Origin of the sequence: Halotia branconii CENA392 (assembly GCF_029953635.1) — a bacterium.
Taxonomy (GTDB): Bacteria; Cyanobacteriota; Cyanobacteriia; order Cyanobacteriales; family Nostocaceae; genus Halotia; species Halotia branconii.
Genome location: NZ_CP124543.1, coordinates 4,456,180 through 4,472,226, shown reverse-complemented (window position 1 = coordinate 4,472,226; position 16,047 = coordinate 4,456,180). Strand labels below are relative to the sequence as shown.

The window sequence follows — 16,047 nt, the reverse complement described above, 5'->3', positions numbered from 1 at the left end:
ATTTTCAAGCTATGATGCCACCCAATCGCCAGCGCAGAAAGAAGTCGGGCTGATGTATTTCTGACAACAGATGATAGACTTTTCAAAAAAGCTCAAAAAACCTCTCAATTAATTAACGTTTTGATTAATAATCCCGTTCAATGGCTGGTTGAAGGGGTGCATCCCAGTTTTTATTTTCCAATGAGATAATAACTGTCATTGCGAGGAGGAACGACGAAGCAATCGCATCGACTCGCTCTTAGTTGGAGGATTTTGCGATTGCTTCGCTTCGCTCACAATGACATTCAAAAAAGTGGGATGCTCCCTGGTTGAAGTAATACAAGCTGAGGAAAGCAATGATAAAAACCCAAAATGAAATTATTAAACAGGGCTACGATGCCTTAATCAATTCTTTGGGAGTTGCCGATACTATTCGGTTTATTCAATATTTCAGTCCCGGTAAAGGAGACTACACCAAAGAACGTTATCAATGGCTAGATGAAAAAATTTTAGCTGATGTGTTGGTAGAGATGAAAGAATCACCCGAAGACGACACCAATCAGTATGACGAAATTATTGAGTAGCGTCAATTTTGCAGATGAGTCGGATGGGTGAGTGTCCGGCTTAGTTCAATAACACTATCCCAAAACATAAACTTCTAAGATTAAATCAATCAATTTTCCAGTTGAATCAAATTGACTTTTTATCTGTATCTAAATATGCAATACTGAATATTTTTGCTTGTTTGAGTTCATTTTTATATTTTTGTTGCTAATATTTAAGATTTGGCAGAAGCTTACTTGAAAATTGCCCAACGCCAAGTAACAGCAAGTGGTTTCACACCAATCTGTGAGCTGACGCAAGGTAATCCAGAACAGGAAATAGCTAACTATGTGGAAGCTCAAAACATCAATCTACTAATAATGGGAGCTTACGGACATAGCCGGATTCGTCATTTAGTCATTGGCAGCACGACAGCACAAATACTACGAGGAAGTCATATTCCTGTATTGTTATTCCGTTGACTCGATCAAGTTTGCCACGCCTTGAACCACTTATTTAAAATTGTGTTAATTGTTTGTTTGAATTGGTGCTTGCGATTCCACTTCTGGAAAGCGACTTCATATTCTTCGCCTTTAGCTTGAAAAGTATTCCAAACATCAAGCCCTACTGTCATTCCCCAGAATAACAAAATATACAGCGACCAACTCAGACCACCACCACCGATAAAATCCACAAGCATTAAACAACCATTAATAATGGCATAATTACCAAATCGCTTCTTAAATCTTGTGAGGCGATAATTGTCAAAAGCTCGGCGCTGTTGGATTTCACTGGCTTGCGATCGCCAGTCATGCTCTGCTAAATTTAAACATTCAGGCGATATTTCTAACTCAGTAGCAATTTCTACCAATTGCTCGTAAGAAAATTCTTTGTTTTGGTCATCAGCTTGACGGGCGATCGCAAACTGAAGAATTTTCTGCACATCTTCTTGGCTATAAGAACGGAGGCTCTTAGGTTCAAAGTCCGTCATAATTATAATCTCTGTAGTGTTACTTTGAATAACAATTGATCGCCCGATAGCTATTATGCAGCTATACCCTTACTATTAGTAATATTTACACTATTCTTACATTAGCAAATCTAGATAAAATGTAGGTACGGTTTTCTCGAATTATTTATGGGTTTGTTTAAAAGTATAAATATCTTTAATCACCTGTACCCAACCATCAGTAACAGATTCGAGGATGCGATCGCCTTTTTCTTTGGTTGCAGTTGTAGCATCACCAATAACTCTACTTTTACTGATATCTCGCGTCACCCAAGCCACAGGTAAGGGACTTCCAGAGAGTGAAATATACGGCAATAAAAATGATAATCATTTTAGTGGGATGAGAAGGAAGCGGGACAAAGGAAGTTGAAGATGATGATCAGGCGTTTGAGGAGAAAATGCTGAGAAAGTATCATAGGTGTTGACATGACCAGAGTTTATTTAGATACAAGTATTTATAACCGCCCCTTTGATGACCAAACACAGCCAAAAATCTTTTTAGAAACACAAGCTGTCATCTTAATTTTACAAATGGTCGAAGCAAAATTAATAGAATTAGTCAATTCTTCAGTTCTAGAATATGAAAATAGCCGTAACCCGTTTTCTGTAAACCAACAGTCAATGGAGCGATATTTACAAATAGCTACATTAAAAGTATTAGTAGATGAAAATATTAGAGTTAGAGCAAAACAACTAGAACAACAAGGAATTAAAGCCATTGATGCTCTCCACATTGCTTGTGCCGAAGCTTCTCAAAGTGATTATTTGATTACTTGCGATAAGAGATTAATCAACCGCTGTCATGGTTTAACACTTAAAACAATCAAGCCTACTGATTTTATTTTGGATATAGAAGATGACAATTAAAATGATTAACGAACAGCAAAATCTACAAGAAGTAATACAGATTTTACTCACACATTTAGAGCCATCCAAAGTGATGAAATTTTGGGCAGTTTGTAAATTAGGCGAAGGTAATTATTTACAACTAAAAGACAAACTGTTTGCTCAGGATGATGTTGATACCTTGTATGAAAAAATTAAAGCTTATCAAGATATGGAATCAAACAAGGACAAAACTTAATGACTGAAGAAAATGGATCAATTCGCACCTTATCTGTTGATATTGGCGGTAGTGGTGTCAAAGCTATGGTATTAGATATTACCGGGGTTCCTTTAACCGAAAGGAAGCGTTTAGATACACCACAACCTGCTACACCTGAGGTTGTAATTAATGCAATTGCTGTTTTAGCAGCTGCCCAAGGTGAATTTCATCGGGTTTCGGTAGGCTTTCCGGGAGTGGTGAGGTGTGGAGTCACAGAAACAGCAGTTAATTTACATCCAGACTGGATTGGGTTTGACTTACAAACAGCATTGACAAACCTTTTAAATAAACCTGTACGGGTAATTAATGACGCTGATATGCAAGGATTTGGTGCGATCGCAGGTAAAGGTGTGGAACTTGTAATTACTTTAGGCACAGGGTTTGGTTCGGCTTTATTTGTAGATGGTAAACTTGTGCCAAATATGGAAATGGGACATCATCCGTTTCGCAAGGGAGAGACTTTTGAAGAACAACTAGGACGTGCAGAACTGGAAAAAATAGGTGAGAAAAGATGGAACAGGCGTTTAGAAAAGGCGATCGCATCTTTGCACCATTTGTTTAATTATGATTACCTTTATATCGGTGGTGGTGAAGCCGTGAGAGTTGATCTTCAGTTGCCTTTAAATGTGAAACTTATCCCCAATATCACTGGTTTGTTAGGCGGTATTGCTTTATGGCGGAGTGAGAAAACACCAAAGTAATTCGTAATTAAGAAATTTAGATTTCATCTGAGTTAACAAATTTTGATCTGTTGCCAGATTTGAGAGAATTGGTACTATTTTGTTTTAGGTTCAAAGCTAATTTGCTCAGACTCGTATGCTGGTGGCTCGACGTGAATGACAATTCTCACAGGACTGAAGCGTTGTTCTAGTCGGCTTTCTACTTCTTCAGTGATTTGGTGCGCGGTTTCTACATCTGGTGCATCTACTATTAAGTGCATTTCAATGAAGACTTGACGACCAAGAACACCACGAGAGGCGATGTCATGACAGTTAATTACTCCAGGTACAGAAACTGCGATCGTATGTATTGCTTCAGGTGCGATCGCCATTTGATCTACAAGTAAAGGTAAATTTTCTTTCAAAACTGACCAGCCACTCCAAAATACCAATAATGCAACCGGAAAAGCTAATACTACATCCATCCATTGATAACCTAGCCAAACTCCTATCAAGCCACCAATGACTGAGATTGTCACCCAAATATCGCTCATCGTATGAGTAGCATCAGCTATTAAAATTGGACTACGTACCCGCTTACCTACACTACGTTCGTAAAACGCCACAAAAATATTTATACCTAATACGATTAGCAATAACCACAATTCAGGCGGTGATATTGTTACAGTCGCACCACCTTTAAGAATCCGTTCAACTGCACCTTGAAGAATTTCAAAACAAGCGATTCCTAAAAAGGCTGCAATACCCAAAGCGCCCACAGCTTCAAACTTTTGGTGTCCGTAGGGATGTTCGCGATCAGGTTGTGGCGAAGAAAATTTACTCGCGATTAATCCTAAAACGTTGTTGGCACTATCTGTCACACTGTGCAAGGCATCAGCTAACAAGCTTAAAGAACCTGTCCAATACCCCACAACTGCTTTCAATCCCATGACAAACAGGTTGAGAATTAGAGTAATAATTAAAACCTTTCGCACTTCGGCGCGATTATCGTAAGTCATAGATAATTTTTTATTTCTAGTTCTATGACTTCTAATGTAAAACTCATTACATCACTTAAATGTATCAAAGTCTTACGCAGTAAGGATTATATCTCTCTGTAGTCTCAAAAATTCAGTCTATTTGTTGCGATTATTTTTAACTAACAGTGTCTACAAAGTTGATGGATATTAGCGATCGCCTTGAAAGCGATAGCATATTTTTAGCATTAATAATAGGAAAATTTTCATTAGCCCAAGCACCTCATACCAATTCACAATTCGCAAGTCGCAATGACGCTCGCAGACTCGCTACCGCTTCGCTAACGCAATTAAAAAACCTAGACACAGTAAACCTTTCAAGGTTTACATCTGTATCAAATTTTTCGTGAAATGGTATCAGCTTAGCAGTGTCGTAGGTTGCGATCGCATAGCGTATTGTATAATCGCAGTACTCTAAATTGTATCTGGGTCAATATTTAATTCGCGCAGTTTTGCTGCCAAACGTTCTGCCGTTTCTTCAGGTGTGGGTACTAATTGCCCATCTGCTGTAAAAAATCGCAATAGTCCATCATAAATTCCCAGATGTAACCCTAACTGATGACTCCACAAATGTCCTTGTTCATTCATTTGCAGAGGTTGATATTCTCCATCTACTAAATGAAATCCCGCAAAATCTTGTGTAAAAGGGTCAAACCAAAAATAATCAGGAGTACGGAAAGTCTCTTGATAAATTTTTTTCTTTAAATTTTTGTCTGTATTTACTGTTGATTGGGAGAGAATTTCTAAAATGAAGTTAGGATATTTGCCATCTTCTTCCCAGACTACCCAACTTTTGCGTGTTTTGCGTTGGGTTCCTAATACTACAAAAAAGTCTGGGCCACGGAAGTATTCTGATTTGAGTTGGCGCGGACTATAGTAAATCGTCAAGTTTCCTACCGCATAGAAATCATTTCTATCTCGCCACAACCATTTTAAGCATTTGAGTAAGAGCATAATCTGCTCTAAATGTAATTCTGTTTCCAAGGGAGGTTCGTCACTATATAAGTCACCAGGGGGAAATATAACATCTTGGCAGATGCTTTTTTGAGAATCTAATTCTTTAGTGATGGTCATAGAATCAATACAGCATCAATTAGTTGTATATGATTTTAACAGAGTTGTAGAGGGAGCATCCCAGTTTTTATTGAGCGAGCAAAGATTAATCTATTAAGATCTGCGATATGTTTAGTAGACATAAATTGACCGATATTCATAGTTAGTTATTATATATATAGGACTCCTATTTGATTTTTGAACACGATTCAGTACATATCTATCCCTTCTTAACTGTTCCCTGTTTCCTGTTTTCTGTTCCCTACCTACACAAATAAATTCACCGAATCAAACCGGATTACTATAGTAATCTTTTTTTTCAAACGATAAGCTTGACGGCATAGCTATCGTTTACCGCACTACGTTAACGCTTGGCAAAAAAAGGTGATCGTATTCTTAAGTTAGGCACAAAAAAAGAGAGCGCAATCTTATACCAATTCTTTATGAAGTTGCGCTAAATAATGCTTCAAGAATAAAGTCATAAGAAGTAAGAGAAGCAATTATCTCAGGTGTAATTGCTTTGAGGGCGAGGCACTTTTAACTTCGCACCCAAACGGTTATGAACAACTTCATAGACCGTTTTGTAGGCAATCGAAAGCCCTAATTCGTTCTTGAACCATTGTTGAATTTGACCGTAGCTGTGAAACCCAGATGGCTCCTGCAACCGCTTTTTCAAGCGTTCTAAGTCCTCTCCACTAATCAGCGGAACTTTTGCGGGTGCATGTTTGACTTCAAGCAATCCCCTTCGTCCTTCGTCTTTATACTTCCTAACCCAACGAGTGATGTTTGATTCATCACGGCCTAAACGTTGTGCTAGCGATCGCCTGCTGCTCACTTGACCGCTCTTTAGCCAATAAAGCATTTGCAATCTTTCTTTGCTGCTCGCCTCTGTGGCATGTCTGAGAGATTTCTCCAATTCTTCTTGACGCTCTTTAATCTCGATTTGGAATGGACGACTCATAACAAAATTACTAAGGCGTAGTTTAGCGCATCTTCATACAGAATTGGTATAAGCGCGTCATTGCATAGCAGATTAGCGAAGCTATGAAAAAAAGAAATTTAAGCAAAACTGTAATGGCGCAGAAGATAGGAACAAGCAGATCATCTCTTGACAGATTGTTAGACCCAAACAACACATCTGTAACTTTAGAAACGATTGAACGTGCCGCTAAAGTTGTTGGTAAACGAGTTAAGTTTGAACTGGTTGATATATAGCGGTTTTCTTATGGATGCAATACACCACTCTAGCCTAAGCGTCCCAAGCGAGAAGCGCTATAGTTGGCTGAGGAAGCGGCTATAAACAATTTGGGTAGGATACCAGGAAGAAAACCAGTACGAATCTTGCATAACCTTATAAGAATTGCTGGTATCTGTTAGTTCAAAATGAATTAATCCCAAATTATTAACTCCTACTACTTCTTGTCCATCTTGAAACCAAGGAGATTTCCAGAACATTAGCTGCTGTAACCACTGCCATTGATCGTTTTTAGCTTTTTGTTGGGGAGTCATCAGCCATGATGGACTAGTGCCAAAGTTAGGAGTCTGAATACTTTGGCGAGGAATCCACTCCAACGCACAATTCCAATCTGCTTTGGTTTGGGTACGCTGAGATTGGCTCGTTTTTTGTTCTACCATATCGGGCGGATTGAGCCATCCTATCCAATGTCGGATCTTTTCGGGCAGAAGCCAGTGTTTCAGTCGTGTATGTAGGATGCGAGTAATTGTCTCTTCATTCTTCATGGCACTCGAAGTTAACTGCACCAAGACTGACTCTGTGGCAAAACTTCTAGAATTATCTGCAAAAGATAAACGCACAACTGAACTGTAGTGAATATCTCCAGATAGAACTACAATTTTTTGGCGTTGTTCAAATAAAGTTGTAAGAAATTTCGCCAATGCTTGGGTGTTAATATTCCAGGCATCTCCAACATCTGTAGCAAATACTTTGTCACGTTGCAACTGCCAATTGTGAATTTTATCAATTATTTTTAAACCAAACACATTTGTTGGTGCAATTACCATTGTGGCTGGCATTTTAGGTGTTTGTTGCAGAGGCAGAGAAAGTTGGCGCTCAAAGGCTTGTGGGCATAACAGCATTGGTGGTGCTGTCGGTTTTTTTTCAGCAGGGTAGCCCCGCCATGTGCGTGTATCTAAAACAATCACTTCGTGGCAATTGCTACGTACTGTGTAGTGCCAAGTAAGTGCCTCTGGATGTCGATCTAAAATCAACACTGAACCGTCTAGAACAAACTCAGGTAAGTTAGTGTGGGGGTTATTAGCTGGCATTCCTACATAACGAGCGATCGCCTCATAAGCCTCAATATCTGTTCCTTGAGAAGCAGACCAGTCACTAGCTGCCTTTAATAGTTTTTCACCAGGCTGATCGGCTGCAAATTGCCAGGGTGTATTACCCCATGCTTGAGAAACTGCATAGGCTAACATGGCGTTCTGCACAGATCGTTGCCCCAAAGGTTGTCCCAGTACCCGTAAACACCAAGCCTGATTGAGATTCCAGTCATCACTGACATCATGATCATCAAAGATACTGTACATGGGAATATTGGCTAAAGCCCGGCGGACTTTCCAAAGAGTGTGGATAAATTGCTGCATATTTTGCACTTGCCGATCCCACTTTTTAGTAGCTTTGCGAGTCTTCATCATTTCCCGTCCTTGCAAAAAAGTATCTGGCCAGCAGACTGGAGACCAAATCAATAAGTAAGAGGCATAATATTCACCCAAACTCAGAAGGTGACTCAGGATTTTAGCGCGTTTATTATCTAATCCGGCGGTGAAGCCGGCTTGGTGAGTAACTACATCAGCCCGATGTCCGGGAGGTAGTTGTTTTGGTGTGTAATAAGCAACATCTCCAGGCTTGTTTTGAGTGACTGGTAGCCGTTCTGACCAACCCAAAAGCGCATCACCCAGCATACTAGAAACCCACAATAACGGTTCAGCCACATCATCTCCATAAATTTGGTCGCCAGTCAGAAATAGTTGATGGGGGCGTTTTCGAGGCTGGTTGGCGTTTTCCTCAATCAAGCAATCTAAAATGGGTAATGTATCAAACCCATGTCCGTGGGGTTTGCGACAAGAACCATGTACAATTCGTAAATCTTGGAGATGATCAGGCGGTAGGACAAACGTTGGTTTTTGGTGGGCAAAATAGCTGATGTTAACGTCAGGAAAGCGATCGCAACATAAGGCTTGCTGTAGCGTTTGCCGATTTTGGTCAGCCTGATGAATAAACTGGAGATCGTAAGCATAGATGCGATCGCTCCTCAGGCGATACATATCCAAAGAACGAGCTGTTACGGCAACAATATGTAACGATTTGCCCAGAGCAATGGTAGAACGTCTTCCCTGGAATAGATAATTACCTAACACAGCACCGTTATTTGTGGTGTCGTAAACCTTGAGTTCTACCTGACAAGCCTGTTGGAGTGCCAACCACACCGTAACTGATTCCGGTTCTGTATGCTGTAACATTGGTCCTGCCAAAATTAGCGGCATGTCCTGTAAATACTCATCCCCAGATTGATAGTTCATTCCCAATAGCACAAACTGTTAAATAAATCAATGCATGATTAAAAATCCATATACCTGATTTGTTGCATACAAGGTTTATGGATATATAAATCAAGTATTCAATTATTGCATTCAATCTCCAGCGATGATCGAATCAATTGTGACTAAAACTTCAAAATATGACAATCTCGCCTAATTCTTCAAGCATCTGTTCCAGCATTTCTTCCATCATTTCTCGGTTTAATGAACGTAGAATTTCCGGGCCACGAAGAAATTCTTTGATTGTCATTTTCTGTTCTCGAAAATCCTTAACAAAATCGCGGATAGAAGCAATGACTTGAATTTGAGCTTCAACTTGTTCTACCACCTGATCCATCGGGTCTATACCTGCTTTAGTAGCTTTTCGACAATCAGCAACCATTTCTCCTTCTGGTGTATTTTTTACTAAGCGTAGTTCTCGCTTCAAGTTTTCATATTGAGTTTTAAGAAATTCATTTTCTTGTTCTAGACGATTACAGTTTCGGGTTAAATCGTCCTCGCTATTACTATCAATAGATGCACCCAGTTGATGTTGTTGCTCAATTTCTAATAAACGAGCAAAATCTCCTTCTTGGTAGGCTTTATTGATTTCTTTCATAATTTCTGTATGGCGCATTTGCGTTTCGCCATCTTTGACTTTATCGGGATGAAAGATTTCCGCTAATCTTAAAAAAGTCTGGCGAACTTTTCTGGAAGAACTATTTTTATTTGCACTAGGAGATGCTAATTCCTGTTGTGCTTTTTGATATTGATGGCGCTCTTCAGTAGGTTCTTGGGAGAAAGTTTGCTCTTGTTCATTGTTTTCAAACAATTCGTCTAGTTCTGCATCTTCATCTTCTTGCTCAAATTTTGGACTGATGATCCCTGCTGATTGAAGACTGCGATAAACTCCTTCAACATCTTTTTTAGTTTGTTTACCAAACTTTCTCTTAGTAAATATTTCATCAAACAAAGTATGAATTTCTCGGTCGATATCTGCCAATTTTTGAAACCGAGGACTACAGCGACTAAATATTTCTGTCGCTAAAGAACGCATCTGCTCGACAAAGTTATTTAACTCAGTCCGTTTTCTCTTAATTTGTTTTAGCAACCATTGATGTTCTTTATCTAAAGCTTCCAAACGAATATGAAAAGAAGAGAGAGCCAGCGATTTTGTTGGGTGGGGTTGGGATGAAGATGATGCTGGTCGATGCATAAAAAAGATAAGTTTAATTGGATTACAAGGCAGAATTTGCTTTTAGCTTTCAGTTGATACTAATTTGCGTTCTATTGTAGTAGTTCAAGGTTGATGAGATTGCTACCTTGCGGGAACGCTTGTGCGAACCTTCCATTTTGTTTCAGTCGCAATAACGGAAGAAGTACCGTATTTGACAGAAAAACTAGTATAAAAATTTACACAATAAATCTAAATACTGATAAATTTGAGCAATTGATATTGTCAGATTAAACAGTATTTACACCTTACTATTTTTTTGTATATACACATAGTCACAACAACTCTTTGAGCTATTGCCCCGTAACCCATGCCCCATGACGGCAGTTGCTCCACTTGGGGAGACCCCAAGACCCACAAGGGGTGCGGCAGTCGCACAAGAGGGGAAACCACGCCAGTTCCTTCAAGTCGAGAAACCCGCCCAATGCCCAATGCCCACTTGCCCTGAGCGAAGTCGTTCGACGGAGTCGTTCCCGAAGGGTAGGGATGCCCAATGCCCCATGCCCCATGCCTCTTATCAATTAATCGCCAGGAGTCACGACTGAAGATTTTTCAGATTGAGATTTCAGATATTTGCCTGGATATTTATGTTGAAAATAAGCTTCTAGTACTTGTAAAACCATTGGGCCACAATCAGTACCTCCGTGACCGCCAGAGTTTTCCCCAAACGCTACCACTGCAATTTCTGGCTTATTACTAGGGGCATAAGCACCAAACCAAGTATGATTGGGACGACCAACACCAGCCTCCGCCGTACCGCTTTTTCCTGATGTGGGGGGGATTGATGGCACATTTAAAAGTTTACCTGTACCTTCTGTTACCACTTTTCGTAGTCCATCACGAAGAACTTTGATAGTTGACGGTTTCATATCTAATGATTCCCGCCAGCTTTTTGCTTCTTCATGATCTTTGAGCAAATGTGGCTTGACTCTATACCCACCATTCGCTGGGACAGAAAACATAATCACTGCTTGTAGTGGTGTGACTTGTAAAGCGCCTTGACCAATGGACATATTGATAGTGTCGCCTATAGTCCAAGGCATTTTAAAAACTTTCTGTTTCCATATCTCATCTGGAACTAAGCCTCTTGATTCTTCGTTGGCAAACTCAATACCAGTTTTTTGACCAAATCCATATTCGCGACTCCATTTAATCAACGTTGGGCCACCGACTTTTCTGCCAACTTGATAAAAGAAGGTATCACTACTCATGGCGATCGCTCTAGGAAATCCTAATGGCCCAAATCCGGCATGATTCCATTCGCCAAAAGTCACTCCACCAATGGTCAGAGAACCAAATGTTTGTAGTACTGTGTCAGGAGAAAATTTACCCGATTCTAAACCAGATGTCGTAGTAATAATTTTGAAGGTACTGGCAGGTGGAAAGGCACTAAGGACACGATTAACCAAGGGATGGTTCTTACCTTGGACACTTTGCCAATCTTCCTGGGAAAGTTTTTGCTTGGAGAAAATATTAGGATCAAAGGTAGGATGAGATGCCATTGCTAAGACAGCACCATTATTTGGGTCAATTGCCACAACTGCACCTTGTAATTTTCCTAAAGCTTTGTCTGCTGCTTTCTGCACCTCTAAATCTAGGGTTAAGTGCAAATCTGTACCAGATTTTGCTTGTTGTTCTCCTATTACCCGGATAAACTTACCTGTACCATCTACTTCTACTTGCTTACCGCCCCATTCACCCCGCAGTGTTTTTTCGTAAGCTTTTTCGATTCCCATTTGACCAATTACGTCTCCTAGTCGGTAGCCTTCATCTTTCCTGGCTTTCAACTGGTCAGGAGTAAGTTCTCGTGTATATCCCAGCACATGTGCTAAGGCTTTGCCATGAGGATAATAACGAACTGCTTCTGTATTTATTTCTACTTCTGGAAGTTCGCTTTCATATTCTTTTAAAGCTGTAATTTGTACTTCGTTCAAGTCCCGTGCCACTCGGATTAGTGAAGAAGAGTTAGGACCTGCTTCTTCTAATTTTTTTTCCATCTCCTCTGGGGAAATGTGAAGAATTTTTTCTAAACGCGAACCGACAATTGACCAAGAAGGCTTAGTATGAGCCATTGGCAACAGATATACAGAATGGGGATAACGTGTACTAGCTAAAAGCTTGCCATTGCGGTCAAAAATATTACCCCGTTCTGGTAGTTTAGGAATCATCCGTATCCTGTTAGACTCTGCTCGTTGGCGGAGTTTTGGCCCTTCAACGATTTGCAAATATGCCAAACGAACTCCAATACCAGTAGTCATTAATAAGGTAAATATAATTAAAAATATTGACTGCAAGCCACGTCCTACTGTACGTGTATCTTTTTTGCTATTGGAGAAAGATGATGAAAATAAAGCCATAAAATAACCTTAATATGATTTTATACAATATTTTTTAACTATTACCGTATATATAGCGGTTTTATTTTGAATAAAATACACCACTCTAGCCCATAGACTCTAGTTCCTAGCCCCTTTTCCTTACTGGAGTGTATTGGATACAACCGAGAAGCGATACAGAGCTTGTAACAATTGAGAAAGTATATTCCTGAACAACTGTTTTTGACAGATACAATAAACCAAAGTGTTTACTGAAAGATGATGTATAAAGGATTAAAGTGAAGACTCCACGGATAAACCTGCTTAGCTGATATAGAAGCATCTAAAATTTTATCCTTCATAACTTTATCCTTCAAATTTTCTTGAGGCTACATTGACTCAACGAAATCACGTAAAATTACGGCATTCTACTGAAGATTATGGCTCAAACTTTCATGCAGAATCAGAGGGGGATAACGACTTTTCAGCCACTTGATGTTGAATTGCGTAACGTGTTCAAGTTTTTTAACGAAGAACCCGCAGTACATGGAATAGATTTAGATGTGAGGCAGGGGGAGTTCTTTAGTATTTTAGGTCCTTCTGGCTGCGGAAAGACCACAACTCTACGCTTAATTGCTGGATTTGAGAGGGTTGATGCTGGCAAGGTATTGATTCAAGGTCAGCCGATGACTCATGTCCCTCCTTATCGCCGACCCGTGAATACTGTGTTTCAAAGCTATGCTTTGTTTAATCACCTGAATGTGTGGGAAAATATTGCTTTTGGGCTGCGGTTGCAAAAATTACGCAAATCAGAAATTGAGAGCCGAGTTAAAGATGCTTTAAAGTTAGTAAAAATGGAAAGTCTGCGATCGCGCTTTCCTAGTCAGCTTTCTGGTGGTCAACAGCAGCGAGTCGCCTTAGCAAGAGCTTTAGTCAACCGTCCGGCTGTGGTGCTGCTAGATGAACCTTTGGGGGCGTTAGATTTGAAACTGCGTAAGGAAATGCAGTTTGAGTTATCAAATTTACACAGAGATTTAGGTTTAACTTTTGTATTGGTGACACACGACCAAGAAGAAGCGCTATGCTTGAGCGATCGCATTGCGGTAATGAATCAAGGCAAAATTGAACAAATTGGTACTCCCAGCGAAATTTACGAATGTCCTCAGACATCATTTGTCGCTGACTTCATTGGTGATACCAATTTATTTAGCGGTGAAATTACTGCGGTGGAATCTGCTTGTGTACAAATTGTGACTAAAACCGGACTCACAGTTGTTGTGACTCGCCATGAAGATACACCAACTGAATTATTACAAGCAGTAATGGTAAGTGTGCGTCCAGAAAAAATTCAACTATCACTTTATCCGCCCACTTTGTCAACTAATTGCTTTGAAGGACGATTAGTCAATGTGATGTATTTGGGAACCCATGTTAATTATGTTGTGGAACTAACAAATGGTGTTAGCATCAACGTTTTACAACCCAATACTTTTGGTGATTTACCAGACCGTGATACGCCGATTTATGCTTGGTGGGCAGAAAGTGATTGTCTAGCAATTAGTCAATAGTTGTTGAAATAAAGCTCTAACTACCAGCGATCGCCTGTCATAAATTTTAGTATAATTGTATACTTTTTTAAATAAAACTTGCCTTAAGAATATAGTATCCCCAAGGCAAGTTAACTGTCTAAATTCTTCCTTTGCGCTCTTTGTGTCCTTCGCAGTTTGTTTCTTTTAAAGTTGCTTCACTTCTGAAACCAACTTCGACACCATATCCTTGGCGCTACCAAAGAGCATCGTAGTTTTATCTTTGTAGAACAATTCATTATCTACACCAGCAAAACCTGCACTCATCCCGCGCTTAATGACAATTGTCTGCTTTGCCCGATCTACTTCTAAAATCGGCATACCATAAATAGGACTATTGCTATCACTGCGCGCCGCTGGATTTACGACATCATTAGCCCCAATTACCAAAGCCACATCTGCTTGCTCAAATTGGGGATTAATATCATCCATGTCATACAACTGGGTGTAAGGTACATTCGCCTCTGCCAATAACACATTCATGTGTCCCGGCATTCTTCCAGCAACGGGGTGAATGGCGTACTTGACATCAACGCCCATCCGTTCTAATTGGTCTGCCAACTCTCGCACGCTATGTTGTGCTTGAGCAACTGCCATCCCATAACCAGGGACAATTACCACGTTACGAGCATAACCCAACATCATCGCTCCTTCTTCGGGATCGATGCTGCGGACGGTTTGATCGCCTATAGTACCTGCTGCACCGCCACCGCCAGCAGCCGCTGAACCAAAAGCACTGAACAGCACGCTGAACAAAGAACGGTTCATGGCTTTACACATAATCTCGGTCAAGATTAACCCAGAAGCTCCTACCAAAGCACCAGCGATAATCAACATATTGTTCATTACCACAAACCCAGCAGCAGCAGCGGCGACACCTGACAACGAGTTCAACAGTGAAATTACCACTGGCATATCGCCACCACCGATGGGGATGACGAACATCACACCTAATACTAAAGAAACAGCAACTACTCCTAAAAATATGGGTAGGCTATCTGGTGTAATGATTAAATACGCACTTCCTACCAAGTAAGCACCCAAAAGCAAAAGGTTAAATGGTTGCTGAAATGGAAATGTAATCGGAGTACCGCTGATTAAACCTTGCAATTTGGCAAAAGCCAAAAAACTACCTGTTAAGGTAACACCACCGATTAACACATCCAATAGCATGGAAATGTTGACATCAAGGGGTATGGGCTGAGAAGTTCCCATTAACCGCCAAAATTCAGCAACGGCGATCAGTGCAGAAGCTGCACCACCCAAACCGTTGAGCAAACCTACCATTTGGGGCATTTCGGTCATTTGGACTTTGTAGGCTGCGATCGCCCCAATTCCTGTACCAATTGCCAAACCCAACAAAATCATTTCGTAATTCAACACATGCTGATCCAGCATTGTTGCCACGATCGCTAGTAACATTCCCACGGCTGCTACAACATTACCGTTGCGTGCTGTAGCAGGTGATCCCAGCTTTTTCAAACCCAGAATGAATAAAGATGCAGCAACTAAGTACGTCAGCTGAATCCCAGTTGGTAGAAAGTCGCTCACGCCTTAATCTCCTTCTTCTTGAACATTTGCAACATCCGATCTGTAACTAAAAAGCCACCAACAACGTTGACTGTTGCCAACACTACGGCAATCAAACCAAGAATCACCGATACACTTGTCTCTCTAGCACCAGCAGCCACAATCGCCCCTAATACCGCAATGCCAGAAATTGCGTTAGATCCTGACATTAAAGGGGTGTGTAAGGTAGGCGGTACTTTATTAATAACTTCAAAGCCAATAAAAGATGCCAGAACAAATACAAACAAAGCAGCAAGTAATGTCTCTGTCATGAAATCAAAACTCCTTGTGTAAATGGGCATGGGGCATAGGGCATGGGGCATGGGGCATAGGGCATGGGGCATGGTGTGGGAGGTGTGGGAGGATGGGGAAGAAATCTTTCCCCCTCTCTTCCCTCTCTTCCCACACTCCCTAC

The 16,047-nt window shown here is 40.5% G+C and carries 16 protein-coding genes and 1 pseudogene; 7 read left to right on the top strand and 10 right to left on the bottom strand.

Translation table 11 applies throughout. The annotated features are described in order from the left end of the window. Positions 1 to 338: 338 nt before the first annotated feature. Both QI031_RS19705 and QI031_RS19700 read left to right on the top strand, forming a co-directional pair. Entirely contained in the window at positions 339 to 563 is a 225-nt protein-coding gene (locus QI031_RS19705; protein WP_281486079.1) for a hypothetical protein, read from the top strand. A gap of 201 nt (positions 564 to 764) precedes the next feature. Then, a complete protein-coding gene (locus tag QI031_RS19700; RefSeq protein WP_281481348.1) occupies positions 765 to 1,004 on the top strand; it encodes a universal stress protein in 240 nt (79 codons plus the stop codon). A gap of 5 nt (positions 1,005 to 1,009) precedes the next feature. Here QI031_RS19700 and QI031_RS19695 read toward each other — a convergent pair whose 3' ends face one another. Then, complete coding sequence (locus QI031_RS19695) at positions 1,010 to 1,513, bottom strand: 2TM domain-containing protein (RefSeq protein WP_281481347.1); 504 nt, start codon at positions 1,511 to 1,513, stop codon at positions 1,010 to 1,012. A gap of 141 nt (positions 1,514 to 1,654) precedes the next feature. Then, a pseudogene (locus QI031_RS19690) lies at positions 1,655 to 1,816 on the bottom strand (creatininase family protein); the annotation flags it as partial. Between the two features lie 141 nt (positions 1,817 to 1,957). On the opposite strand from QI031_RS19690, the gene QI031_RS19685 reads away from it, so the two are divergent. From QI031_RS19685 to QI031_RS19675, 3 genes are read left to right on the top strand one after another with little or no spacing between them, the layout of a single operon-like run. Beyond that, positions 1,958 to 2,398, top strand: coding sequence for a PIN domain-containing protein (locus QI031_RS19685; RefSeq protein ID WP_281481346.1), 441 nt, complete (start codon positions 1,958 to 1,960; stop codon positions 2,396 to 2,398). Then, positions 2,388 to 2,615 (top strand): hypothetical protein, encoded by a 228-nt coding sequence (locus tag QI031_RS19680; protein ID WP_281481345.1) that lies wholly within the window; start codon positions 2,388 to 2,390, stop codon positions 2,613 to 2,615. Before QI031_RS19685 ends, QI031_RS19680 begins: the two co-directional genes overlap by 11 nt. Then, on the top strand, positions 2,615 to 3,337 hold the full coding sequence (locus QI031_RS19675) for an ROK family protein (RefSeq protein ID WP_281481344.1): 723 nt from the start codon (positions 2,615 to 2,617) through the stop codon (positions 3,335 to 3,337). Before QI031_RS19680 ends, QI031_RS19675 begins: the two co-directional genes overlap by 1 nt. Positions 3,338 to 3,411: 74 nt before the next feature. Here the strand turns inward: QI031_RS19675 and cdf31 are convergent, their stop codons facing one another. From cdf31 to QI031_RS19660, 3 genes are all read right to left on the bottom strand, one after another. Beyond that, on the bottom strand, positions 3,412 to 4,314 hold the full coding sequence (cdf31, locus tag QI031_RS19670) for a CDF family zinc efflux transporter Cdf31 (protein ID WP_281481343.1): 903 nt from the start codon (positions 4,312 to 4,314) through the stop codon (positions 3,412 to 3,414). A gap of 432 nt (positions 4,315 to 4,746) precedes the next feature. After that, positions 4,747 to 5,406 carry a Uma2 family endonuclease gene (locus QI031_RS19665; RefSeq protein ID WP_281481342.1) on the bottom strand — a complete coding sequence of 220 codons (660 nt, stop codon included), beginning with the start codon at positions 5,404 to 5,406 and terminating at the stop codon, positions 4,747 to 4,749. 484 nt (positions 5,407 to 5,890) lie between these two features. Then, the gene (locus QI031_RS19660; protein WP_281481341.1) at positions 5,891 to 6,346 is read right to left on the bottom strand and encodes a helix-turn-helix domain-containing protein; all 456 of its coding nucleotides are present in this window, start codon (positions 6,344 to 6,346) and stop codon (positions 5,891 to 5,893) included. A gap of 83 nt (positions 6,347 to 6,429) precedes the next feature. Here QI031_RS19660 and QI031_RS19655 point away from each other — a divergent pair, with 83 nt between their 5' ends. After that, on the top strand, positions 6,430 to 6,600 hold the full coding sequence (locus tag QI031_RS19655; RefSeq protein ID WP_281481340.1) for a helix-turn-helix domain-containing protein: 171 nt from the start codon (positions 6,430 to 6,432) through the stop codon (positions 6,598 to 6,600). Positions 6,601 to 6,657: 57 nt separating this feature from the next. On the opposite strand, the gene QI031_RS19650 is transcribed toward QI031_RS19655, so the two are convergent. The 3 genes from QI031_RS19650 to mrdA form a co-directional block, all read right to left on the bottom strand. Next, a complete protein-coding gene (locus QI031_RS19650) occupies positions 6,658 to 8,931 on the bottom strand; it encodes an alkaline phosphatase D family protein (protein WP_281481339.1) in 2,274 nt (757 codons plus the stop codon). A gap of 151 nt (positions 8,932 to 9,082) precedes the next feature. Next, positions 9,083 to 10,144 (bottom strand): J domain-containing protein, encoded by a 1,062-nt coding sequence (locus QI031_RS19645; RefSeq protein WP_281481338.1) that lies wholly within the window; start codon positions 10,142 to 10,144, stop codon positions 9,083 to 9,085. A 539-nt stretch (positions 10,145 to 10,683) separates the two neighbouring features. Then, positions 10,684 to 12,519, bottom strand: a complete 1,836-nt coding sequence (mrdA, locus tag QI031_RS19640; protein ID WP_281481337.1) for a penicillin-binding protein 2 — start codon at positions 12,517 to 12,519, stop codon at positions 10,684 to 10,686. A gap of 398 nt (positions 12,520 to 12,917) precedes the next feature. Between mrdA and QI031_RS19635 the strand changes: the two genes are divergently transcribed. Then, positions 12,918 to 14,045 (top strand): ABC transporter ATP-binding protein, encoded by a 1,128-nt coding sequence (locus QI031_RS19635; protein WP_281481336.1) that lies wholly within the window; start codon positions 12,918 to 12,920, stop codon positions 14,043 to 14,045. 165 nt (positions 14,046 to 14,210) lie between these two features. Here QI031_RS19635 and QI031_RS19630 read toward each other — a convergent pair whose 3' ends face one another. Then, positions 14,211 to 15,614: an NAD(P)(+) transhydrogenase (Re/Si-specific) subunit beta gene (locus QI031_RS19630; RefSeq protein WP_281481335.1), complete on the bottom strand. Its 1,404-nt coding sequence runs from the start codon at positions 15,612 to 15,614 to the stop codon at positions 14,211 to 14,213. Then, positions 15,611 to 15,904 (bottom strand): NAD(P) transhydrogenase subunit alpha part 2, encoded by a 294-nt coding sequence (locus QI031_RS19625; RefSeq protein ID WP_281481334.1) that lies wholly within the window; start codon positions 15,902 to 15,904, stop codon positions 15,611 to 15,613. Before QI031_RS19625 ends, QI031_RS19630 begins: the two co-directional genes overlap by 4 nt. Between the last annotated feature and the right edge of the window lie 143 nt (positions 15,905 to 16,047).